Origin of the sequence: Nonomuraea sp. NPDC049607 (assembly GCF_040675375.1) — a bacterium.
Taxonomy (GTDB): domain Bacteria; phylum Actinomycetota; class Actinomycetes; order Streptosporangiales; family Streptosporangiaceae; genus Nonomuraea.
The window spans coordinates 61,995-82,641 of the sequence record NZ_JBFAOV010000038.1 but is presented as its reverse complement, the minus strand read 5'-3'; the positions used below and the strand labels follow the sequence as shown (position 1 = coordinate 82,641).

The window sequence follows — 20,647 nt, the reverse complement described above, 5'->3', positions numbered from 1 at the left end:
GATCTCGGTCGGCTCCTCGTTTGGTCCGCATGAGACCGCAGCAGCGAGTCCACCGGCCGGCCGAGAACACCCACGCGCGTGGGATCGCACGCAGCGGCTTGTGCTCGGTCAGGACGCCTTCCAGGTGAGGGTGATGCGCCAGAGTCGCCCAGTGTGGGCGCGGAAGTCGTGCCCCTCCAGCGCTTGAGCCCGGCTCCCCACGCGTTGCGGGCGGGCGTACGTCGCAGATGACACGAACTGGCCGCGGCCCCGCTCGGTGATCAGCGCGCGGCAGTCGGGCCCGGTTCGGCGTGTGCGCGCGACGGGCGGGCCGAGACGACGTCGAGCAGGTTGGCGAGCTGACCGAGCTGTTGTGGGTCCAGCCGACCGGTCGCCGGTGTCAGGGCACGCCGGATGTCGTCCTTCACGCGTTCGGTGAGTTCGATCCCGGCCGGGGTCATGTACACCTCGACGACCCGGCCGTCATCGGGGTTCTTGCCGCGCGCCAGCAGGCCCCGGCGCTCGGCGCGGGCGATGAGGGTGGACATCGTGGACTTGTCCAGACCGAGGTAGGCGGCCAGGTCGGTGACGCGGAGGCGGCGGTCGCTGAGGATACCGAGCACCCGCAGCTGGGTGAGCGACAGATCATGCTCGCCACCGATGCGGGTCAGCACGCCGGCCACTTCGAAGGTGGTCCGGACGAGGGCGTCCATGACGTCGTCGGCGACGGTCATGCCGCCATGCTAGTCCGGCATGGTTGGAAATGCCAACCATGCCGAGGCGTGGACGCCTGACATCGCCGTCGCCCGAGGGCGCCTCACGGCTCGATCCCGCATCAGGTGATCGACGGATACGGCGTCGATCACACGGCCCGGTTGACATGGTTTGCATTTCCAACCATCCTGAAGATAGTTGGAAATGCAAACCATCCTCAGGAGGTCTCCATGCATGCTGCCGTCATCCCTGAAGCCGGTGCTCCGCCGGTCTATCAGGACCATCCCGACCCCACGGAACGCCACGACGAGCTCGCCGTCGAGGTCCTCGCGGCCGGGCTGCACCATCTGACCAGAGCCAAGGCGAACGGCTCGCACTACTCCGGCAAGGGCATGTACCCGCTCGTCCCAGGCGTCGACGGCGTCGTACGCGACAAGGAGGGCAACGTCCGCTACGTGGTCCTGGACGACACAGCTCTGGGAACGTTCGCCGACCGCACCCTCATCGACCCGCGTCGCAGCGTGATCCTGCCCGACGGCGTCGACCCCGTACGGATCGCCGCCGCGATGAATCCGGCCATGTCGTCCTGGGTCGCGCTGCGCCGGCGCGTCGAATTCCGAGCCGGTCAGCGTGTCCTCGTCCTCGGCGCCACCGGCAACGCCGGACGGATGGCGGTCCAGATCGCCAAGCTGTTCGGCGCCGCCCACGTCATCGCCGCAGGCCGTGACGCCGCCCGCTTGAGAGCGCTGACCGCCCTCGGAGCCGACGAGACGATCACCTTCGACGAGATCAGCCGCGCGGCCGATGTCGACGTGGTCATCGACTACGTGTGGGGCGAGCCCGCAGCCGGCGCCTTGATCCCGATGCTCACCGCCCGCGCCGACCGCGCCGTCCCGCTGACCTGGATCCAGATCGGATCCATCGCCGGCCAGAGTGCGCCGATCCCGTCCGCGGCACTGCGCTCGGCCCGCCTGCAGATCGTCGGCAGCGGCATCGGCTCGGTCCCTGCCCGCGACATCCTCGCCGAGCTGCCCGAACTGGCCTCAGCGGTGACCGCCGGCGCGATCGACGTGCGGGTCCGCGCCGTACCCCTCCCCCAGGTCGCGCAGGCGTGGACCGACGAGACCGAGGACCGCATCGTCCTCGTCCCCCAGCCGCCGAGGGCGGCGGGGGACGCGGCGTCGGGGTCATGATCGGCCCGTTGTCGGCAAGTGAGGCGCCTCATGTCGGCGGCGATGGTCGGACGCGGGGCCATGGCGAGGCCGAGGGAGGGGCGCGGATGTCGGCTGAGGCGTTGGCAGCGGTGGCGCCTCCGTACGTGCCGTTGCCCCTGTCCGACGCCCCGGACCCACCGACCATCACCACCCCGTGAACCACTTCGCCACGATCGGGGACCGCCGTCGAACCCGCCGGCTCCACCTCGCTGCTGACGAACCTGACCTCACGCGGACCGGATCGGCAGCCATGAAGATCAGTACCTCCGAGAGCCCACCCGACGCGCAGTGGGGCCGGCCGTCCTGCGGGGAGATGAACATGATCGCCGCCAAGGTCTGTCCTGGTACGACCATGGCCCCGAGCCGTCCGGGGCCGGCGGGCGGCCTCGGACGGCGCGGTGACTGTTTGACGGTGGATTCCCGTCCACCCTGGTGAGCCTGTCGCCGGGGTGCCCACGGCGTCGGCGCCACCCGAATGAGTAGGCGTTACTCATGCCGGGCGGCGTCCGGCGGCGGAGGCTGGTCCTGGAACGACTCCAGAAGATCAACGACTGTCGGGCAGGAGAATCCATGGACACGCATTGGGGCACGATGCGCCGCCACTACACGCGGGCCGCCGCGCGGGCGCAGGCGATGACCGCGCTGAGCACGGCCGGATACGAGGTCTGGAGCGACCCGGCCGGCGACGAGTACTTCGTCCTGGGCGGCAACGACCAGGTGAACGTGACGATCGTGATCGTCCCCGAGGGGGACGACGAGTGCTTCCTCGCCGTCATCGCCAACAGCTCCAACGGCACGGCCGAGAGCGCACGCAACAAGGTCCGCAGCCTCATCCCGGACCTGGCGGCTCCCGCCCCGATGCCCCACCTGCCGTAGGTCCGGTCGTCCGACAGAGGGGAGCACGGTCATGGTTCAGGTGGCCCCGACATTCGGCCCGTGGTCGAGCAACGCGACCAGCGTCGTCAGCACCTGGGTGCCCAACGGCGACACACCGCTGGGCTACCGCGTCTGGGTGAACCCGTTCGACCTGCGGGTCACGATCGACGTCGACCTCGCCCTGTTCACGGCCGATCCCTCGGTCGGCGGGTGGGGCGGCCGGTACACCTGGACGAACCTGCCCAGCGACCGTCAGATGACGTTCATCGTGGCGTGCGTGTACCCGGGAGGAGTGATCGCGGCCAACAGCTTCCAGGCACGTACCCTGCCCTCGGCGACCGCTCCGGTGGAGCCGCCCCCGCCGCCCGCCGGCCATTTCCGCGCAGTCGGGAACATCGGCGGGGCCGTCGAACTGACGTGGGACCGCGTCGACGCGGCGGCCGTGAGGGAGCTGTTCGTGGTCCGGCATGGGCCGGAAGTGAGGTTGTTCAGCTCGCCTGGGGCCTCCGACCCGGGACGGTTCACCGACCACGTGGGCGGGCCGGGCGACTACACGTACATGCTGCGGACCATCGCCCCGCACGGGGCCTTCGCGGACGTACGGGCGACGGCGACGGTCGTCCCGGCCCCAGCTCCGATGCCGCACCTGCCGGGCTGGTCGGAACGGCGCGGGATCGCCATGAGCCACGGTGTCCCGATACCGGCGATGACCGCCGTCTCATGGGGGCCGAACCGCATCGACGCGGCATGGAGCTCGTTCTCGGACTTCAAGAAGATCGCCAGGGTGGCCTGGACCGGGGCGGCGTTCGAGTCCCAGCCGGGACCGGCGGGACCGGGCGACGGGAGCGGTGACCCCTCCGCCATCGGCTCGATGGCCCTCAGCTCGCTGGGTCCGGGGCATCTGGACTTCCTCTACGCGCACCCGGGGACGGGCCCCTGGCATCGCTGGTGGGACGGGCAGTCGTGGACGGCGCCCGAGAACCTGGGCTGGGGGACGATCAACGGGCTCTGCGCCGTGGGGTGGCCCGCGTCGGACCAGTTGCACGTGTTCTACACCACCGCGAGCGGAGGCAGCCGCCTCCTGCACCGCCACTGGAGCGGCGGCGCCTGGTCCGGCGAGGAGGACTGGGGCGGGACCGTGCAGGGGCGGCCCACGGCCGCATCCTGGGGCGAAGGACGGCTGGACGTCTTCTACCGATCCCCCGCGAACCATCTCATGCACCAGTGGCTGGACGCCGGAGCCCGGGGCGCGGAGGAGGACCTGGGCGACTCTCTCACCTCCGACCCGGCAGCGGTCGCCGACCGGTTCGGGTCGCTCCACGTGTTCTACAACTCCGGAGGGCGCCTGGTCGATCGGCGATGGAACACCGGCGGCCACGGCTGGGACCGTCCTGCCGAACCGCTGGACCACACCGCCACCGGGCCCCTCGACGAGAAGCGCGCCCCAGCCGCCGCGTCCTGGGGGGCGGGCCGGGTCGACGTGTTCTTCGTCCGCTTCGACCAGGGGGCGGTCCCGTACGTGTATCACATGGCCTTTCACTGACCGGTGACCCGGCCCACGCGCGTCGGTTGTCAGGGATGCCTGGGTTGCTCCCTTGCGCGGCTCTGGAGAAACCCACGACGACCGCGCCGACCAGCTGCCGCACCAGGAACTCGAAGAGGCCGTCACACTCTGGACCCGTAAAGCCGAGGTAGCAAGTTACAAGTTTTGACATCTGTTACCAACCCGCTTAGCGTTTCTCGTATGGAGCAGAGGACATTCGCCGCCGACATCTGTGTGGGGGCGGTCGGGCTCGGTTGTGCAGGCATGTCCGGCGCGTACGGACGCAGCGCCGACGAGCAGAGCATCGCCACGCTTCGCAACGCGCTCGACGCCTGGATCACGTTCATCGACACGGCCGACCACTACGGGATGGGGCACAACGAGACGCTCATCGGGCAGGCGCTGCGACCCGCCGATCGCGACCGCGCCGTGGTGAGCGTGAAGTTCGGCGCGTTGTTCGGTGTGGACGGCAGCGTCCGCGGCATCGGGCTGTCGGAGGTCGGCGCCGAGACGATCCGCCGCGCCCACGCCGTGCACCCGATCACCGACGTCCAGATCGAGTACTCACTGTTCAGCCGCGGCGTCGAAGATGAGATCCTGCCCACCTGCCGCGAGCTGGGCATCGGCGTCACCGCCTACGGGGTGCTCGCCCAAGGGATGCTGACCGGGACATGGCGACCGTCGGCCGGCGACGCACGGCATCGCGGGCACCTGCCCCGCTTCGCCGCCGGCAACATCGAGACCAACCTCGCGTTGGTCGAGCGGCTGCGGGAGGTCGCCACCTCCCGCAGCGCCACGGTCGCCCAGCTCGCGATCGCGTGGGTGCTGGCGCAGGGTCGCGTGCACCAGGACATCGTCGCGCTGGTCGGGGCCAGCCGACCGCACAGCGTCACCGAGGCGGTGGACGCCGTCGGCCTGCGGCTGACCGAGGACGACCTGGACGCGATCGAGCAGGCCGTCCCCCGTGGGGCGGTCGCGGGAGAACGCTACGCCCCCGCCCTGCTCGCGCTCCTGGACAGCGAGCGAACGGGCGGCAGGCACTGATGCCGGCCCGAACCCCGCTGGATGCGAACGCCATCCTGGCGGCCACCGAGCAGATCCTGCGCCGCCACGGACCGGACAAGGCAACGGTCGTCGACGTCGCCCGCGCACTCGGGGTCAGCCACGCCGCCGTCTACAAGCACTTCCCCTCCAAGCAGGCGCTGCGCGAGGCCGTGACCCGGCGCTGGCTCGACCGCAACCGCGACGCCCTCGCCGTCATCGCCGCCGACAGCGCGGTCCCACCGGTGCAGCGACTGCGTACCTGGCTGCACGCCGTCCTGGCCGTGAAGCAGGCCAAGATTCGCGAGGACCCCGAGCTGTTCGCCGCCTATGGAATCCTCGCGGCCGCGCACAGCAGCGTCGCCACCGACCACGTCGCCGACCTCCTGGGCCAGCTGACGGCCATCATCGCCGACGGCGCCGCCGACGGCAGCCTCCGCACCGACGACGCGGAGGCCACCGCCCACGTGGTCTTCAACGCCACCGCCAAGTTCCACCACCTCGCCCACGCGGCCGAATGGCAGCACCCCGGCGTCGGCGCCGAACTCGACGAGGTGTGCAACCTGCTGCTGGAGGGCCTGCACGTCCCCACATCGCCGTAGCCGAAGCGGGTCGACCACACGCCGCGACTCGTCAGCGGCGCGGTCGGCCCTGCCCATCACCACCCAGGCGGCAACGAACAAGGAGGACGAACGACCATGGTTCAAGCAATCGGAGTGACGCGGCCAGGCGGACCGGACGCTCTCGGCGAGCTCGATCTGGCGGCCGAACCGATCGGTCCCGGTCAGGTCAGGATCCGGGTCACCAGCGCCACGGTGAACCCGGCCGACGCGATGATCCGTTCTCGTCCGCGGCAGGATGAGGCGGACGCGGTGCGGGTGCCGGGCATGGAGGTCGCCGGCGTGATCACCGAGATCGGCCCCGCCGTCGACCGCCCGTTCACGATCGGGGACGCCGTCATGGCCATCGTGGTGCCCTCGGGCGAGCACGGCGGCTACCGGGCAGACCTGGTCATGTCGGCACGCTCGGTCGCGAAGATCCCGGCCGGGCTCTCGGACGTTCAGGCCGCCACCATCCCGATGAACGGGCTCACCGCCCGGCTCGCACTCGACACGCTGGCGCTCCCGGCCGGCGCGACGGTCGCCGTCACCGGCGCAGCCGGCACCGTCGGCGGATACTTCGTCCAGCTCGCCAAGCAGGCCGGGCTGGTCGTCGTCGCCGACGCCGCCCAGCAGGACGAGACCTTCGTCCGCGAGTGCGGAGCCGACGAAGTCGTGCCGCGGGGGGACGACTTCGCCGCGATGGTCCGCCGCCACCACCCGGGCGGCGTCGACGGGCTCGTCGACGCCGCCGTGCTGGAGGCCGTCGTGCTCCCTGCCGTCAAGGACGGCGGCACCGTCGTCACCGTCCGCGGCTACCAGGGCGACGGGACCGGCCGGGTCCGCGTCGTCCCGATCTTCGTCCGCGACTACGTCGAGGCCGCGGCCGAGCTCGACCGGCTCGCCGAACTCGCCGGTGAAGGGCGGCTCACCGTCCGCGTGGCCGGCGAGCTGCCGGCCTCCCGAGCCGCCGACGCGCATCGCTCGCTCGAACGGCGCGGCGTACGCGGGCGGTTCGTCCTGCGGTTCGGCTGACCGATCCGCGCCAGGGCTGCACACGACTCCCGAAAGCGCTGCCACCACCGGAGGAGCCGTCGCCGCCGTCGAACCGCGAAGGGCGACCGGGACGAACCTGCTGCCTGTTCAGCAGTGACAGACGCCCGCAAGCGTTCGGCCGGCAGAGCAGGGCGGTGGCGATGGAGCAGGACAGTCCGACCGCGAGCACCGCGTCCCGGGCCGCCTTTGCCTCCGTCGCGGTAGTGGGGGTGGAGCCGGTTTGACGCGTACACTTGCACCTGTAAGACTGAACTAACAGGTGCAAGACAGACGCTCCCCAAGGACGACATGCCGACCAGCGAAGAGTTGCTCCGCCTGCTCGGCGCGGTCGGGCATCCACTCAGGTTGCAGATCCTCGCCGAGCTCGCCGACGGCCGGGTCCACGTCAGCGAGCTGGCCCGCCGGATCAAGGTGTCCCGTGCGCTGCTCTACATGCATCTGGAGCGGCTGGAGAAGGCGGGGCTGATCGAAGGGCGGCTGGAGCTGTCGGCCGACGGCAAGGCGATGAAGTACATCGAGCTGCTGCCCTTCGAGCTCAGCCTGACGATCGACACCGTCCTCGCGGCTCTGCGCGCGGACGACGAGGAAGGACCCCATCAGGTGCAGGAGACCCCGCAGTGATCGACATCGGTTCCATCGTGATCCCCATCGTGGTCGTGCTGATTCTGTTCGGCGCGATCACGGCCTGCATGGCGTTCTACTTCCGGTTCGAACGGCACCGCACCGACGTGCTGACGGCCGAGATGGCCAGATATCGCGAACTGGCCGAGCAGGCCGTGCAGCGGCAGGGTGAGGTGCAGGCCAGGCTGGGCGAGCTGACGGAGAAGGTCGCGGCGATGGAGAGGATCCTGCTCAGCGTCGACTGACGAGCCTGTGACACAGGTCCGGGGGCGAGCGGCAACTCACCCCCGGACGGCGGAACCGCACGACCACGCCGTGACGGCGTGCCTTTGACGCGTACGTGCTCCCACAGAAAGGAGAGCAGCTCATGCTGCTCGAACGCAAATCGTCCCGCTGGCGTGCCCTCATGTGCTCGCTGGCGGTCGCCGCGCCGCTGCTCGCAGTGAGCGCCCCCGCCGCCGCGACGGCGGCCGATCCGGCACGGTCGGTACGGGAGTTCGCCGACGCCTACGTGCCCCGCCAGCTCAAGGAGCACCACATCCCGGGGGCGGCGATCGCCGTCGTGGCGGGCGGCCGTCAGGTCTTCGCCCAGGGGTACGGCGTCGCCGAGGTGGAGACCGGCCGTCCCGTGGACGCCGAGCGGACCGTCTTCGCCCCCGCGTCGGTGGCCAAGCTGATCACCGCCACCGCCGTCATGCAGCTCGTCGAACGGGGCCGGATCGACCTGAACGCCGACGTCAACCAGTACCTCACCACGTTCAAGATCGACGACGCCTACCCGGGCCGGCCGGTCACCATGGCGAGCCTGCTGACCCACACCGCCGGGTTCGCCGGCGGTGACTTCGGCACCGGCGCGGCCACCGCCCGTGACGTGCACCCGCTCGGCGCCCACCTCGCCGACCACCAGCCGCCCCGGATCCGGCCGCCCGGCACCAGGGCCGTCTACTCCAACTACGGGATGGGCCTGGCCGGCTACCTGGTCGAGGTGCGCTCGGGCCTGCCCTTCCAGCAGTACGTGCAGGAGAACATCTTCCGCCCGCTCGGCATGACGCGCTCCAGCATGGCCCAGCCCGAGCCCGGCCCCGTCGCCCAGGCGCTGGCCCCCGGTTACCGTCTCCAGGACGGCCACCAGGTCCGGGCCGAAGGGGCCAAATACGGACACATGCCGCCGCACGGAGCCGGCTTCCGCTCCACCGCCACCGACATGGCCGCGTTCATGCTGGCCCAGCTGACCGGCGGCGGGAGGATACTCAGGCCGGACAGCGTGCGACTCATGCAGAGCCGCCACTTCGGCAACGCCGAGGGCACCGCCGGCATGGGGTACGGCTTCCAGGAGTACACCAGGAACGGCCGGCGCCTGCTGGTGCACCGGGGCAACATTCCCGGCTACTTCGCGATCATGGCGCTGATCCCCGACCGGGGCATCGGCGTCTACGCCTCCTACAACGGCATCGGCAAGGGCGGCCCCGACTCCGCCTGGTCCCTGGTCAACGCCTTCGCCGACCGCTTCGCCCCGGCCCCCGCCCCGGCGGACGGCACGCCGGGCCCGCTGCCCGACGTCGCCCAGTACACCGGCACCTACCGTACGGCCCTGGCCGCCGACATGACCGACCTGGGCAAGCTCAGCTCGCTCACCAGCACCGTGACGGTCAGCGCGGGCGGCGACGGCCTCCTGACCACCACCGGCGCGGTCGCGCTCGGCCCCACCGAGAGCCGCCAGTGGACGCAGATCGCCCCCGCCCTGTTCCGCGAGAAGAACGGCTACCGCACGATCCGGTTCCGCCCCGACGGCCTGCTGGCCACGGAGAACCCGGCGGGGCCGCTGGAGCGCCTGGCCTGGTACCAGTCGCCCACGGTGCATCTCGGCGTGCTCGGCGTGAGCCTGACCGTGCTGCTGCTGTCGGCTGTGGGCGGACCCCTCGCGCATGCCGTACGCCTCGCGCGGCGCCGCCGCAGGCCCGGCGGGTCCAGTGACGGATCCGCACCCGCAGGTGCTTTCGGGGCTGCCGCCGGAGCCGGGCGGGCGGCGCGCCGGCGGCCGGTTCGCGGGCCACGCCTGGCCGGGCTGCCCGCGTGGATCACGGCGGTGCTCGTCACGGCCTCCGCCGGGTCCCTCGTGGCGATGTTCGCGGACTTCGACGCCAACCAGGCTGAGTTCTTCCTGGGCGGCAGCCCGTTGTTCACGACCATCACCACGCTGCCCGTCCTGGCCGCGGCCGGGGCCGCCGTGACGCTGGTCACCGCCGGTCTGGCCTGGGTCAAGGGCTGGTGGACCCTGGCCGGGCGGGTTCACTGCACCGTCGTGGTCCTGGCCGCGCTCGCCTATCTGAGTGTGGCCGCCGCCTACAACCTGATCGGCTGAGAGCCCCCGGCACCCGGCCCTTGGTTCGGGAAGGCGGTCAGCCCTTGACGGTGAGGAGCGGGCGCAGCTCGGCCACCGGGTCCGCCACGCCTCCCGCCTGCAGGCTCGACACCACGGGCCCGATGTCCTTGTACGCCCACGGAGCTTCCTGCTTGAGGTCGCGCCGCCAGGCCGCCATCACGTCCGCGCGGCGCGCCACGGTCGGATCGCGGTGGTCCAGCGGCGTGACCACGCGGAACTCCCGCAGGAACGCGTCGAGGTCGCGGTCGCCGGCCCGTGCGGTGGCGCCGCGCGGGACCCGCCGTCCGGCGCCGTGGCAGGCGCTGGCCAACGTGCGGGCGTTGCCGTGGCCCCGCAGCAGGTAGCTGGACGCTCCCATCGACCCGGGCACGATCACGGGCTCACCCCACATCGTGTACGGGCCGCCGCTCATCTGCTCGTGACCACCCGCCGGCGTCGCGCCCTTGCGGTGGACGACGCGGTCCCCGTCCTGCCAGAACAGGTTGTGCGGCGCGTCGTAGAGCAGGCGCGCCGTCATCCGACCGCATTCGGCGGCGAGTCCGGCCCGCATGGTGAGGGCGAGGAAGAACCGATTGCCTGAGGCGAAGTTGGCGGCGTTGCCGAAGGCGTCCAGGTAGCGGCGCCGGGCGGCGGCCGTGCGCCCGTTCAGCAGGAACGGCAGGATCTGGTTGCGGGGTCGCGACAACCCCGGCGGCCAGGTCCGGCGCAGCCGGTCCAGCGCTGTGGCGTTGGCCTGGTGTCCCAGCGCCAGTGAGCCGCTGTGCACCATCAGGACGACCGCGCCCGCCGTCAGACCCCACGCGTACGCGGCGGCGGGATCGTGGATCCGTGCCACGTACTGCAGTTCGGCGAAGTGGTTGCCGCCGCCGATGCTGCCGATGAGGCTGTCGTGGCTGGCGGCCTCGGTGCCGCCCGCGCTGGTGATCCAGTCGGCGAACGCCTCGGCGGTGCCGGTCGGGTGCGCCGGGGCGTGCATGCGGTCCAGGCAGTCCTCGGTGTCGGTCGGCTGGTGGCCTTGCCAGGGGGCGTCGCCGGTGAGCATGAGCCCCGGGAGCCCGTCGCGCAGGAGCGCCTCCCGCTGGGCGGGCGTGAGGGCGATGCGGCGGCCGCCCTCGAAGAACAAGTGCCGCAGCCGCCGTTCCAGGGCGTCCAGGCGCGGCCGTACCTGCTCCACGGTGAGTGAGGTGACCTCCAGCCGCATGCCGCAGTTGACGTCGTTGCCGACCGCCTGCGGGAGCAGCGCGCCCTCGGTCTCGATGACCGTGCCGATCGGGATGCCCGCGCCCTTGTGGAAGTCAGGGGTGAGGACGAGGCGGACCAGGCGGGGCAGCGGACCGTCGTGGCCGGGTACGGCCTCGGCGAGGCGGTCGAGGGTGTCGGCGGTCTCCAGGACGGACAGCACTTCGTCGACGGCGGCCGGTTCGAGAGGCACACGCTCGTCGGCACAGATGTCGACGGGGACGTCCCAGGGGTTCGGGAGGGTGAGCCACTGCTCGTCGCGGCGCACGAGACGGCGGTCCTGACGGGTGCGCATGATGGTGAAGTCCTTCGGGCTGCTGAAACGCGATCTAAGGGCGGGCGCGGTCGAAAGCGCGCCGAAGAAGGCGACGGACCGGAGCCGCCGCCGTGGGCCTCGTGGTTCAGCAGCCGCGAGGGTGAAGGCGTGCCCGACTGTAGTACGGCACACGCCGCCCACACCACGGATTTACGCCTCCACCGAGGAGGCGATGCCGGCACTGTCCCCTTCCACCCTTTGAACCGACTCAGGGAAAACCCGATTTCATGCTGCGAGCTGCGGCCACCGTGTATCTGACCCGCGCCCCCTCCCCCTCCCCCGCAACGAGATGTGGGAGATGACCACAAGGCGCTGCCGATCCCGGTGCTGCCGCCGCGCGGATTCGCCGTCTGCCCGTGGCGTGCGGTCGACGTGCTCAGCCCCACCCCGCCCGGCCGGTCAGGGCAGTGTCCGGGTCGGGTCCTCAAGGGTGGCCAGTAGCGGTTCGACGGTAGTGAGGGCCTGGTCGACCAGGGCGGCGAGCGGGGTGGCGCCCTGGTCGGCCACCCATCTGCGGGAGGCGGTGAACAGGACCCCCGCGAGGACGAAAGCGATGAGTTCGAGCTGGTAGTCGTCGGCCGGGCGCCCGGTGCGGCCGGCGAGCAGGGCGGTCAGGAGCTCGATGGTCCTGCGCTCTTCGCCGGCGTAACGAGCTTCGAGGGCCGGGACGGTCGCGACGAGCCGCATGCGGGCGAGAGTGAGGTCGCGGTCGGCTTCGACCGCCGCCACGACCGCGCCCATGGCGGCGCGGACCGTCGCCGTCAGGGGCTCGCCCGCGGGTCGCTCAGCGGTGGTGGTCTCGAAGAGGGGGGAGGCGTCGTTGTCGAGGACGACGTCCTCCTTGGTGGGAAAGTAGCGGTAGAAGGTGGTGGTGGAGGTCTCGGCGGCCTCGGCGATCTGCTCAACGGTGGTGTTCTCGTAGCCCTGGCTCTCGAAGAGGCGCAGCGCCGCGGTCTGGATGGCGCGTCGCAGCTTGATCCTCTTGCGTTCCCGCAGGCCCGGGGAGGGATGAGTCGGTGGGCTCATTGTGCCGATCTCTGTTCGCAGGCCGACAGGGCCGCTCCGCTGTGGGTCATGCTTGCAGCACGACCTCGTAGAGGGCGACCGGAGGAGGGGTGACGCCCAGCTCCGCACTCGCCTCCTGACGCGCCTGGGCGCCTCGGCCTTCGTTGTTCCTGCGCAGGTCGTCGTCGCTGTCCCACAGGGAGATGGTCAGGACCTTGCCGCTCTGGCGGTCGGCAAGCAGGTAGAAACCTTTGAAACCGGGAACTTCGCGGAAGCTTGGGAGCTGCTCCTCGCAGAACGTGAGGAGACCGGCGAGCTTGTCGCTTTCCGCCTCCGTGGAGACAACCTGAGCGAACATGACATGACGTCCTTTCGGAGATCGAGCCACGAGGGGTCGCCCGCCGCCTTGCGGTGTGCTGTCGATGAAAGGCAGCGCCCGTAGGAGCGATGGGATGAAGCCACGCCAAACCGACCCGATCCACACGCGGACCATTTCGGGTCAATGACACAAATAGTAGTTTGACCCATATTTTTCAATCTGTCACCCACCCGTGAAAGCCGCCACCACCGGCGCCGACACCGGACCACTGGACGCTGTTGCGGTGGGCAACGGCCCGATCGAGGGTTTCGCGCCCATGGCGACGAGCCTGCCAACCCTCACCGTGGAGACCGTCGCCGGCTACCGGCCGGGACCGTCCCGCCCGCTGAAGATTGCAGCCGGGGCACATGTGCGCTCGTCTGGGGCCATCGGCATGTCGGAGGTAGCGGACGGCGCGTCGAAGGCCCCTTGCTTCCGTTGAGGATCCTCTCATCGGCAGCCGTCGCTCCACCCGGCGGAGTCGTTCACAACCATCCGCTCCTGCGCAGCAGCCGGTACACGATGATCACGGCGATGACCATGACGCACAAGCTCAGCGGGTAACCGAGCAGCCAGTGCAGTTCGGGCATGTGGTCGAAGTTCATGCCGTAGACCCCGGCGATCATGGTGGGGACGGCGATGAGCGCCGCCCACGAGGAGATCTTGCGCATGTCCGCGTTCTGCTGCATGGCCGCCGCGCTCTGCTCGCGGCCGACAAGGGCCAGGTGGGCGTTCAGGGCGTTGGTGAGCAGTTCGTTGTGCTCGTCGACGGCCGCGTCCACCCGCAGCAGATGATCGAGGACGTCGCGGAACTGGTCGCGGGCCACGTTGCACAACTCCACGCGTCCCTTGACGATCTCCTCAAGGACGGGGATGAGGGGATCTTGAGCGGCCCGGAACTCCAGCACCTCACGCTTGAGCGAGTAGATGTCCTCGGTCACGTCGGCCTGCTCGCCGCTGAAGACCCGCCGCTCCAGCACGATCAAGTCGTGCTCGACCTCGTGGGAGATCTCCGAGTAGGTGTCGACGATCTGGTCGCAGATCGCGTACAGCACCCCGGCCGGCCCGGCGGCCAGCAGCTCGGGATCGTCCTCGATCCGCCTGCGCACCCCTGTCAGCGGGTTGGCCTGCCCGTGCCGGACACTGATGACGAAGTCCGCGCCGACGAACAGGTTGATCTCGCCGACCTCGATGTCGGAGCCGTCCTCCACGTACAGCAGCGTCTTGAGCACCACGAACAGGGTGTCGCCGTAACGTTCGAGTTTGGGCCGCTGATGGGCGTGGATGGCGTCCTCCACCGCCAGCGGGTGCAGCTTCACCTCGCTGGTGATCAGGTCGAACTCCTCCTGGCTGGGCTCGTGCAAGCCGATCCACAGGAAGCAGTCGCCCCGGGTCCTGGCATCACTGAAGGCGTCGCTGATGTCGCCGTGGATGGTGTGGCGTACGCCGTCGCAGTAGATCGCCTTGTCCACAATCACATCCGGCATTGTCGCCCATCGAACGACTCACCGGCCGACGCGTTCGACCTCAAGACTGCCTTCTCCACCTCGATGCCCGGCGCGCGTCCCTGCGCCGTCGGCGCGGACGGGGGACGATCTCGCGCCGTTCCATCCGCAGCCAGACGGGGCTGCGCCGGTGTCGTGACAGCGCGCATCCGGGAAACTTCGGCCAGGACTGACACGATGCGCCGCCTCTCTCACCCCGGCCCGACTCGGCCTGCCGAGTGAGCAGAGCCTGCAGGCGGAAGTCGGTTCAAGGGGGCGCCGCCCCGGCCAACCGGCTCCCGCCGCCTGCGGCTGTCGCGTTCTCGGGGCGACGGGTTTCTCGCAGTGGCGGGGGAAGGGTTCCGGCGAGGGTGCGCACGCCACCGTTGCGGATCTGGTGAGCGGGAGAACCGGCGCCCTGATCATGCGGACGTCTGGGGCTGGCGGGCGCCTGTCGCAACCTTTATGTTGCTATATTAATGGCAACACAAAGGTTGCGACAGGAGGGTGGGCATGGTCCCGGACACGATCGAACGCGAAGTGGTGCTGAGGCATCCCATTGAGCGGGTGTGGGCCGCCCTGATCACCGCCGAAGGCCTCTCGCGGTGGTTCGGTTCGGTGGCCGAGGTAGATCTGCGGCCCGGCGGGCGAGCGTACTTCCGCTGGGAGGACCTCGGCCAGGAATCTGTCGCCACGATCACGGCGGTCGAGCCACCCCGCCGTTTCGCGTTCAGGTGGGGGATCGAGGGCCTGCCGGCGAACCATGAACTGCAGACGCTTGTGGAGTTCACGCTGGAGCAAGTGCCGGACGGCACCCGGCTGCGTCTCGTGGAGAGCGGATTCGCCCAAGCCGCCGACGACGTCGCCTGGTCCGCCCATGAGGCCAACAGCCAGGGATGGGACGCAGAACTCGTCGACCTGAAGACCTACCTCGATGCGGCCGCCTGATGCGGAAGGGCAGGCCGTCGCGGTGTTCGCGGCGCTCACCGACCCGACGCGGCGGGCGCTGCTGGAGGAGCTCTCCCGCACCGGGCCGGCCACCGTCACTGATCTGGCGCGACGGTTGCCGGTCAGCCGTCAGGCGGTAGCCAGGCACCTCGGCCGGCTCGCCGAAGCGGGCACTGCTCGCCAACAGGTGGGACGACCGCCTGACCGCGCTGGAACACGCACTGGACGCCACCGACACGAAGGAGTCGAGCAACCATGGACAAGCCTGAATTCACCGCCGGCCTGAACATCGCCATGAAGATCCCCAAGGCGCAGTACGAGGCCACCGTGGCCTTCTATCGAGACACCCTGGGCTTCGAGGTCAAAGAGGACGACGTCTCCTATGCACCGACCGTCTCGAGAACTCATTCGGTGCGGTTCGGGCCCAACACGCTGTGGCTCGACTGCGTGGACAACTACAGCCGGCCCGACCTGTGGCTGCAACTCCACACCGATGACCTGGACGCGGCGACGGGCAAGCTGGCCGACATCGGCATCCACCCCTGTGATGAGCTGGAACCCCTGGAGAACCTCGATTCCAGAACCCATTGGATCAAGAACCCGGCCGGTATCGTCCATCTGCTCGCACAGTCCGGCTGATCACCGTCGTCGGGACCGGAGCGACGAGGCGTCGCAAGCGTTGCCTCTCCTTGTCGACGGCCAGGCCGCCATCGAGGCCTCCACCCGCGTACTGGCGGCGATGAGGCGAGCACCATCCCCATGATCGGCGACGTCCGCGGGAAAGGCCTGCCGGACCTCGACGACAACATCTGCGCCGACAACAACGCACGATCACCGGGATATCTCGATGATGGACCGTCGGCTCGCCTGATCGTCGAGATGGTTGAGCATGTAGTGCGCGAGATCGGCACGCGACAAAGTACGCGGGCGCGGCAGGTGCTGGTTGGCGGCCGTCCGGTACTGGCGGGTGAGCTCGCCGTCGGTCAGCTTCGGCGGTCGGACGATGGTCCAGTCCAGGTCACTGGTGGTGACGACGTCCTCCATCTTGGTCATGTCGGTGTAGACGTGGCGGTACAGCGGCCGGACCACACCGCCGATCAGCAGTCGCCGGCTCAGCGGTGCGGTCGGGGGCAGGCTGAGACTGGCTGAGGTGACGCAGGTCAGTCGGCGCACTCCGCTGTCCCGCATGGCCGCGATGATGCCGGTCATACCTTGCGAGTAGACGGTCGTGGGACGTCGATCGGCGCTTCCGAGGCACGACAGCACCGCGTCGTGGCCCGCGAGCACCCGGCGCCAGCCATGGGGTTCCAGCACATTGCCGGGCAGGATCGTCAGGCGGGCATGGCCGGGGATCGATTCGGGGGTGCGTGCTACGGCGGTGACGCGGTGGCCGGAGCCCAGGGCCTGGTCGAGCACCTGCGCGCCCAGGCCACCGCTCGCACCGAAGACGAACAGCCTCACGACGTGACCTGAGGGCGGCGCGTCACGGCGAGGAGCACCGCGATGGCGAGGATCACGCAAGTGACGGCGGCCATGAACAACTGGCCATGCAGGCCGAGAACGAACTGGGTTTCGTCCTTGAATTCCGGGTCGTACGTGGCGGTGCCGGGGAACAGCAGCGCGGGGAACATGCCGGCCCACGGTACGGCCACGATGCCTGCCGACCACAGCAGGCGTGAGTGCGTGTCCCCATGGCGGCGGACCAGCAGGAGCAGGGCGAGCAGGCCGAGAGCCAGCGACGTGACGATGTACTGCGCGTCGTGGAACTTGGCGTGCGGAGGCCAGGCCGGGTTGTACATGTGCTCGTGGGCCGTGTCATGGAGGACCAGGTCGAACAGGAGCGCTCCCAGGGCGGTCTCGACCGCCACCAGGGCGATGAGTACGCGCGGCAGGGCCCAGTGTCGCTTCGATGTCGTCACGCTTACCTCTCACGGTGATTGGAGACGTTCCATAAGTGTAGTGACTACATCGACAGTGTCCATACATGAATAGAGTCACACTATTTATGTATCGGCCGCCGCGAGGGCTCGTACGCTTGGCCCATGAGCGAGATGACGAGCCGGCGAGACCGCAAGAAGCAGCAGACGCGACAGGCGATCGGCGAGGCAGCGATGCGGCTCTTTCTCGCGCGGGGATTCGACGCCGTCACCATCGCCGACGTGGCCAGGGAGGCCGACACGGCGGTCCAGACGGTCTTCAACCACTTCCCGACGAAGGAGGACCTCTTCTTCCAGGAGCGCGACAGCTTTGTGGCAGCACCGAGCGCGGCCATCAGGAGCCGTCGAGACGACGAATCGATCGCACAGGCCTTGGCCCGCGGCTACCTGCGGCTGCTCAGCGACTATCACGTCGCCGGCCTGCTCGTGCAGAGCGTCGAGTACCAGCGGACCATGGACGCCAGCCCTGCACTGCGCGGCAGGGAACTGGAGCTGCGCCGGGAGCGAGAGGATCTTCTCGCCGCCACTTTGGCCGAGGACATGCCGCCGCAGGGGGATCCGCTACGCCCGCGGCTGGTGGCGGCACTCGCATCGGCCATTGACCGGGTGCTGGACGGGGAGTTCCGGCACCGACTGCTCGCGGGAGAGGGGGCCAGTGAGGTCCGGGCCGCGCTGGCGCCGATGGCCGAAGAACTGTTCGGCACCATCGAGGCCGCCTGCCGGCACCTGGATGCGTCCGGAGCTGAAAATCCCCGCATCGAGCCTGCGCGCCGATCACCTGCCTGAAGCAACCTCCCGAGATCATTTCGGCTGAGATCAACTCATTGCTCTTGGACCTGTGGACGAGGATGTGGCGCGGCTGCCCCCGCTGGGCGACGCCCACCTCAACTGCCCGGGCCGCAGCGCGCTCGCCTCCTCGGCCTCGGCGCAGGGCCTGCGGTCGCTCGGATCGCCGCGTTCCTCAAGGGGCGCAGACGAACCGGCGGCGTAAGCGTCGAGGAGATGGTGGCCGCCACCCTGAAGGGTGTTCAATACCCCGTTCACGGTCGTGAGCTGCACGTTCGTCCTGGCTTCCGGGCCGGAGCAGTAGCCCGGGTCGGCATGCTCGAACACGTGGCTCTGGGAGAAGCGCACTTAAACCGGTGACAGATGCCTCTGGGCAACCCCTGGCCGGGCTTCCTAGTTTCTTGAACGGAACCGTCTCCGTGAAGGGATCATCCTGCGTCCGCTCAAACGTTCGGTCATCGCCGCCGCAGTGCTCGCGGCGCCCCTCCTGGCGACCCCCGCCGCCCACGCCGAAGGCTCCTACGAATGCTTCTTCGGCAGCATCACCCCTGGTCAGTACGGCTACCACCTCGACGGCAACCCGTGCGACGGCACCGGATACGGCGTGGGCCCGGGCAGCTTCGTCCGCTGACCCTCAGGACTCCGAAGGGAATCATCATGCGCCCCGTCCGAACGCTCCTCCTCGCTCTCGTCGCGGCAGCGCTCCTGCCCGCGACGGCGGCCGCGGCCCAGGAGCGTGTGTACGACTGCGCCCAGGGCTTCTGGTCGCCCAACCCCTACCGCGGAGGGATCGACATCCTCGCCGGCCCCTGCACGGGACCGGCGTCGGGCACGGAACCGGCCTACGTCACGCTCCGGTCCGGGGTGTCCTCGCCTCCCCAGACGTTCCTGTGCCCGACGGCCGCGTATGTCGACGGCACCGTGGTCGCGTCGCGGTGCGCCCACGTGCCGCCGGCCTGACACCCTTCGAACGGGGTCAGTCCCGCGCCGGCTGAGGGTGGGCGCGTTCGTGGACGAGGGTCTGCGCGCTCAGGACGCAGGTGGCGAGGACGGTGAGGACGGCGCCGGTCCACCTGGCGGCGGCGGTGGCGTCTCCGGTGGCGCAGACGGCCACGTCGCCGATGGCGCTGCCGGTGACGACGTCCAGCGTGATGATCGGACGTGTGCACGCCTGATCTGCCCTCCGGGCGGCGGCAACCCGTTCCTGACCCGGATGTGGGAGATCCTCGAACCGAGCCTGCGCGCCACCGCCGACACGCTCTTCGACGGCGACCGGCACGCGATGGCCGACGAGCGCGGCCGCCTGGTCTCGCTGCTGCCCGACGGCGACTCCGGCCAAGGCGTCCGAGGCGTTCGCCGACCATTCCGCGGGCCGCTCCCCCGTCCCCGACCGCCACACCCGCAGGAAGAGCAAGCTCTCTTCTCGCTGAGCCCAGGATGTTGTCGTTCCAGGTGGGATTCGCCGGATCCCGCCCCCTGAATCCCGCTAACGTGGGGCACATGGCAGATGATCAACATGGAGGTGCGGGGGTGACCGGCGACAGGCGGACGGGGGTCGATCTCAGGACGAACGTGCCGCACTCGGCGCGGGTCTACGACTACCTCCTGGGAGGCAAGGACAACTTCGCGGCCGACCGCACGGCGGCCGAGGAGGTCATCAAGATAGCCCCCTACATGCCGACGTCCGTACGCGCCAACCGCGACTTCATGGTCAGGGTGACCCGCCATCTGGCGGCCGAGCGCGGCGTCGACCAGTTCATCGACATCGGCACCGGACTGCCCACCTCGCCCAACCTGCACGAGGTGGCCCAGCAGGCCGACCCCGCCGCCCGGGTCATCTACGTGGACAACGACCCGCTCGTCCTCGTCCACGCCCGCGCCCTGCTCACCAGCACCCCGGAGGGCAGAACCCGGTACATCCAGGCCGACCTGAACGACCCCGACGCCATCATCGGCTCGGCCGAGGTCCGCGACACCTTCGACTTCACCCGTCCCGTCGCGCTGTGCCTGATCGCCGTCGTGCACTTCATCCGCGACGACTCCGACGTCCGCTCGATCATCGAGCACCTGATGAAGCCGCTGCCGCCGGGCAGCTTCCTGGCCCTGTCCACCATCACGCTCGACAGCGCGCCGAGCAGGCTGGTGAGCGGGGCCGTCGCCCAGTACAACCGGCGCGGCATCATGTCCAAGGCCCGTACCAGAGCGCAGATCGAGGAGTTCTTCACCGGGTTCGAGCTCATCGAGCCGGGTGTGGTGCCGGTGCACCGGTGGCGGCCCGACGACCAGGCGCTGCTCGTGGAGGACTCCATGGTCTCGATGTACGGCGGGCTCGCCGTCAAGGCCTGACCCGCCCCCGGAGGGCGGTGGTGAGGGCTCTGAACTCGGCGATGCGCAGGACTCACGCGGCCAGGGCGTAGAGGACGGCGCCGATCGCCGGAGCAGGCGATGTTGGCATGTAGTGGCACGGGAGCCGGATTCGGCTCCCGCCATGAGTAAGGCGTCGGTTCGCCATGCAGGGCCGCGAACATCGTGCTGTCGACTGCAACGC

General features: G+C 69.9%; 24 protein-coding genes and 1 pseudogene. 17 read left to right on the top strand and 8 right to left on the bottom strand.

Annotated elements, in window-relative coordinates:
- Positions 1-260 precede the first annotated feature (260 nt).
- A complete protein-coding gene (locus tag AB0J97_RS43265) occupies positions 261-713 on the bottom strand; it encodes a MarR family transcriptional regulator (protein WP_364100739.1) in 453 nt (150 codons plus the stop codon).
- A gap of 210 nt (positions 714-923) precedes the next feature.
- Here AB0J97_RS43265 and AB0J97_RS43260 point away from each other — a divergent pair, with 210 nt between their 5' ends.
- The 9 genes from AB0J97_RS43260 (at position 924) to AB0J97_RS43220 (ending at position 10,005) form a co-directional block, all read left to right on the top strand.
- Complete coding sequence (locus tag AB0J97_RS43260) at positions 924-1,886, top strand: zinc-binding alcohol dehydrogenase family protein (RefSeq protein ID WP_364100736.1); 963 nt, start codon at positions 924-926, stop codon at positions 1,884-1,886.
- A gap of 591 nt (positions 1,887-2,477) precedes the next feature.
- Positions 2,478-2,783, top strand: coding sequence for a hypothetical protein (locus tag AB0J97_RS43255; RefSeq protein WP_358008196.1), 306 nt, complete (start codon positions 2,478-2,480; stop codon positions 2,781-2,783).
- Positions 2,784-2,814: 31 nt separating this feature from the next.
- A complete protein-coding gene (locus tag AB0J97_RS43250; RefSeq protein ID WP_364100733.1) occupies positions 2,815-4,326 on the top strand; it encodes a hypothetical protein in 1,512 nt (503 codons plus the stop codon).
- Positions 4,327-4,527: 201 nt separating this feature from the next.
- The gene (locus AB0J97_RS43245) at positions 4,528-5,370 is read left to right on the top strand and encodes an aldo/keto reductase (protein ID WP_364100730.1); all 843 of its coding nucleotides are present in this window, start codon (positions 4,528-4,530) and stop codon (positions 5,368-5,370) included.
- Positions 5,370-5,969 (top strand): TetR family transcriptional regulator, encoded by a 600-nt coding sequence (locus tag AB0J97_RS43240; protein WP_364100727.1) that lies wholly within the window; start codon positions 5,370-5,372, stop codon positions 5,967-5,969. Before AB0J97_RS43245 ends, AB0J97_RS43240 begins: the two co-directional genes overlap by 1 nt.
- Before the next feature lie 96 nt (positions 5,970-6,065).
- A complete protein-coding gene (locus AB0J97_RS43235) occupies positions 6,066-7,001 on the top strand; it encodes an NADP-dependent oxidoreductase (RefSeq protein WP_364100725.1) in 936 nt (311 codons plus the stop codon).
- Positions 7,002-7,310: 309 nt separating this feature from the next.
- Complete coding sequence (locus tag AB0J97_RS43230; protein WP_364100722.1) at positions 7,311-7,643, top strand: winged helix-turn-helix domain-containing protein; 333 nt, start codon at positions 7,311-7,313, stop codon at positions 7,641-7,643.
- Entirely contained in the window at positions 7,640-7,888 is a 249-nt protein-coding gene (locus tag AB0J97_RS43225) for a hypothetical protein (protein WP_352326865.1), read from the top strand. The genes AB0J97_RS43230 and AB0J97_RS43225 overlap by 4 nt, the downstream gene beginning before the upstream one ends.
- Positions 7,889-8,010: 122 nt before the next feature.
- Complete coding sequence (locus tag AB0J97_RS43220) at positions 8,011-10,005, top strand: serine hydrolase domain-containing protein (protein WP_364100719.1); 1,995 nt, start codon at positions 8,011-8,013, stop codon at positions 10,003-10,005.
- Positions 10,006-10,042: 37 nt separating this feature from the next.
- On the opposite strand, the gene AB0J97_RS43215 is transcribed toward AB0J97_RS43220, so the two are convergent.
- The 4 genes from AB0J97_RS43215 to AB0J97_RS43200 form a co-directional block, all read right to left on the bottom strand.
- On the bottom strand, positions 10,043-11,560 hold the full coding sequence (locus tag AB0J97_RS43215) for an RtcB family protein (protein WP_364100716.1): 1,518 nt from the start codon (positions 11,558-11,560) through the stop codon (positions 10,043-10,045).
- A gap of 420 nt (positions 11,561-11,980) precedes the next feature.
- Positions 11,981-12,607 (bottom strand): TetR/AcrR family transcriptional regulator, encoded by a 627-nt coding sequence (locus AB0J97_RS43210; RefSeq protein ID WP_364100713.1) that lies wholly within the window; start codon positions 12,605-12,607, stop codon positions 11,981-11,983.
- A 46-nt stretch (positions 12,608-12,653) separates the two neighbouring features.
- Complete coding sequence (locus tag AB0J97_RS43205) at positions 12,654-12,944, bottom strand: antibiotic biosynthesis monooxygenase (RefSeq protein ID WP_364100710.1); 291 nt, start codon at positions 12,942-12,944, stop codon at positions 12,654-12,656.
- Positions 12,945-13,429: 485 nt separating this feature from the next.
- Entirely contained in the window at positions 13,430-14,431 is a 1,002-nt protein-coding gene (locus AB0J97_RS43200) for a magnesium and cobalt transport protein CorA (protein WP_364100707.1), read from the bottom strand.
- Positions 14,432-14,941: 510 nt separating this feature from the next.
- Here AB0J97_RS43200 and AB0J97_RS43195 point away from each other — a divergent pair.
- The 3 genes and pseudogenes from AB0J97_RS43195 (at position 14,942) to AB0J97_RS43185 (ending at position 16,015) form a co-directional block, all read left to right on the top strand.
- Positions 14,942-15,376, top strand: coding sequence for an SRPBCC domain-containing protein (locus AB0J97_RS43195; protein WP_364100704.1), 435 nt, complete (start codon positions 14,942-14,944; stop codon positions 15,374-15,376).
- A pseudogene (locus AB0J97_RS43190) lies at positions 15,363-15,548 on the top strand (helix-turn-helix domain-containing protein); the annotation flags it as partial. The gene AB0J97_RS43195 and the pseudogene AB0J97_RS43190, both read left to right, overlap by 14 nt.
- A gap of 83 nt (positions 15,549-15,631) precedes the next feature.
- Positions 15,632-16,015, top strand: a complete 384-nt coding sequence (locus AB0J97_RS43185) for a VOC family protein (RefSeq protein ID WP_364100701.1) — start codon at positions 15,632-15,634, stop codon at positions 16,013-16,015.
- Between the two features lie 192 nt (positions 16,016-16,207).
- On the opposite strand, the gene AB0J97_RS43180 is transcribed toward AB0J97_RS43185, so the two are convergent.
- Together AB0J97_RS43180 and AB0J97_RS43175 are read right to left on the bottom strand one after the other, a co-directional pair.
- Entirely contained in the window at positions 16,208-16,837 is a 630-nt protein-coding gene (locus AB0J97_RS43180) for an NAD(P)H-binding protein (protein WP_364100698.1), read from the bottom strand.
- Positions 16,834-17,295, bottom strand: coding sequence for a DUF6640 family protein (locus AB0J97_RS43175; protein ID WP_364100695.1), 462 nt, complete (start codon positions 17,293-17,295; stop codon positions 16,834-16,836). The genes AB0J97_RS43180 and AB0J97_RS43175 overlap by 4 nt, the downstream gene beginning before the upstream one ends.
- 123 nt (positions 17,296-17,418) lie before the next feature.
- On the opposite strand from AB0J97_RS43175, the gene AB0J97_RS43170 reads away from it, so the two are divergent.
- The 4 genes from AB0J97_RS43170 to AB0J97_RS43155 all read left to right on the top strand — a co-directional run bounded on the left by AB0J97_RS43170 (position 17,419) and on the right by AB0J97_RS43155 (position 19,059).
- Entirely contained in the window at positions 17,419-18,099 is a 681-nt protein-coding gene (locus AB0J97_RS43170; protein WP_364100692.1) for a helix-turn-helix domain-containing protein, read from the top strand.
- A 52-nt stretch (positions 18,100-18,151) separates the two neighbouring features.
- Positions 18,152-18,304 (top strand): hypothetical protein, encoded by a 153-nt coding sequence (locus tag AB0J97_RS43165; RefSeq protein ID WP_364100689.1) that lies wholly within the window; start codon positions 18,152-18,154, stop codon positions 18,302-18,304.
- A gap of 264 nt (positions 18,305-18,568) precedes the next feature.
- Entirely contained in the window at positions 18,569-18,730 is a 162-nt protein-coding gene (locus AB0J97_RS43160) for a hypothetical protein (RefSeq protein WP_364100686.1), read from the top strand.
- A 26-nt stretch (positions 18,731-18,756) separates the two neighbouring features.
- A complete protein-coding gene (locus tag AB0J97_RS43155) occupies positions 18,757-19,059 on the top strand; it encodes a hypothetical protein (RefSeq protein WP_364100683.1) in 303 nt (100 codons plus the stop codon).
- A 16-nt stretch (positions 19,060-19,075) separates the two neighbouring features.
- Here the strand turns inward: AB0J97_RS43155 and AB0J97_RS43150 are convergent, their stop codons facing one another.
- Complete coding sequence (locus AB0J97_RS43150) at positions 19,076-19,513, bottom strand: hypothetical protein (RefSeq protein ID WP_364100680.1); 438 nt, start codon at positions 19,511-19,513, stop codon at positions 19,076-19,078.
- A gap of 86 nt (positions 19,514-19,599) precedes the next feature.
- Here AB0J97_RS43150 and AB0J97_RS43145 point away from each other — a divergent pair, with 86 nt between their 5' ends.
- Positions 19,600-20,445, top strand: coding sequence for an SAM-dependent methyltransferase (locus AB0J97_RS43145; protein ID WP_364100677.1), 846 nt, complete (start codon positions 19,600-19,602; stop codon positions 20,443-20,445).
- Positions 20,446-20,647 lie beyond the last annotated feature (202 nt).

Excerpts from the sequence above, each read along its gene's own strand:
- AB0J97_RS43265 (WP_364100739.1), bottom strand. The coding sequence starts at position 713 with ATGACCGTCGCCGACGACGTCATGGACGCCCTCGTCCGGACCACCTTC.
- AB0J97_RS43260 (WP_364100736.1), top strand. The coding sequence starts at position 924 with ATGCATGCTGCCGTCATCCCTGAAGCCGGTGCTCCGCCGGTCTATCAG.
- AB0J97_RS43255 (WP_358008196.1), top strand. The coding sequence starts at position 2,478 with ATGGACACGCATTGGGGCACGATGCGCCGCCACTACACGCGGGCCGCC.
- AB0J97_RS43250 (WP_364100733.1), top strand. The coding sequence starts at position 2,815 with ATGGTTCAGGTGGCCCCGACATTCGGCCCGTGGTCGAGCAACGCGACC.
- AB0J97_RS43245 (WP_364100730.1), top strand. The coding sequence starts at position 4,528 with ATGGAGCAGAGGACATTCGCCGCCGACATCTGTGTGGGGGCGGTCGGG.
- AB0J97_RS43240 (WP_364100727.1), top strand. The coding sequence starts at position 5,370 with ATGCCGGCCCGAACCCCGCTGGATGCGAACGCCATCCTGGCGGCCACC.
- AB0J97_RS43235 (WP_364100725.1), top strand. The coding sequence starts at position 6,066 with ATGGTTCAAGCAATCGGAGTGACGCGGCCAGGCGGACCGGACGCTCTC.
- AB0J97_RS43230 (WP_364100722.1), top strand. The coding sequence starts at position 7,311 with ATGCCGACCAGCGAAGAGTTGCTCCGCCTGCTCGGCGCGGTCGGGCAT.
- AB0J97_RS43220 (WP_364100719.1), top strand. The coding sequence starts at position 8,011 with ATGCTGCTCGAACGCAAATCGTCCCGCTGGCGTGCCCTCATGTGCTCG.
- AB0J97_RS43215 (WP_364100716.1), bottom strand. The coding sequence starts at position 11,560 with ATGCGCACCCGTCAGGACCGCCGTCTCGTGCGCCGCGACGAGCAGTGG.
- AB0J97_RS43210 (WP_364100713.1), bottom strand. The coding sequence starts at position 12,607 with ATGAGCCCACCGACTCATCCCTCCCCGGGCCTGCGGGAACGCAAGAGG.
- AB0J97_RS43205 (WP_364100710.1), bottom strand. The coding sequence starts at position 12,944 with ATGTTCGCTCAGGTTGTCTCCACGGAGGCGGAAAGCGACAAGCTCGCC.
- AB0J97_RS43200 (WP_364100707.1), bottom strand. The coding sequence starts at position 14,431 with ATGCCGGATGTGATTGTGGACAAGGCGATCTACTGCGACGGCGTACGC.
- AB0J97_RS43195 (WP_364100704.1), top strand. The coding sequence starts at position 14,942 with ATGGTCCCGGACACGATCGAACGCGAAGTGGTGCTGAGGCATCCCATT.
- AB0J97_RS43185 (WP_364100701.1), top strand. The coding sequence starts at position 15,632 with ATGGACAAGCCTGAATTCACCGCCGGCCTGAACATCGCCATGAAGATC.
- AB0J97_RS43170 (WP_364100692.1), top strand. The coding sequence starts at position 17,419 with ATGAGCGAGATGACGAGCCGGCGAGACCGCAAGAAGCAGCAGACGCGA.
- AB0J97_RS43155 (WP_364100683.1), top strand. The coding sequence starts at position 18,757 with ATGCGCCCCGTCCGAACGCTCCTCCTCGCTCTCGTCGCGGCAGCGCTC.
- AB0J97_RS43145 (WP_364100677.1), top strand. The coding sequence starts at position 19,600 with ATGGCAGATGATCAACATGGAGGTGCGGGGGTGACCGGCGACAGGCGG.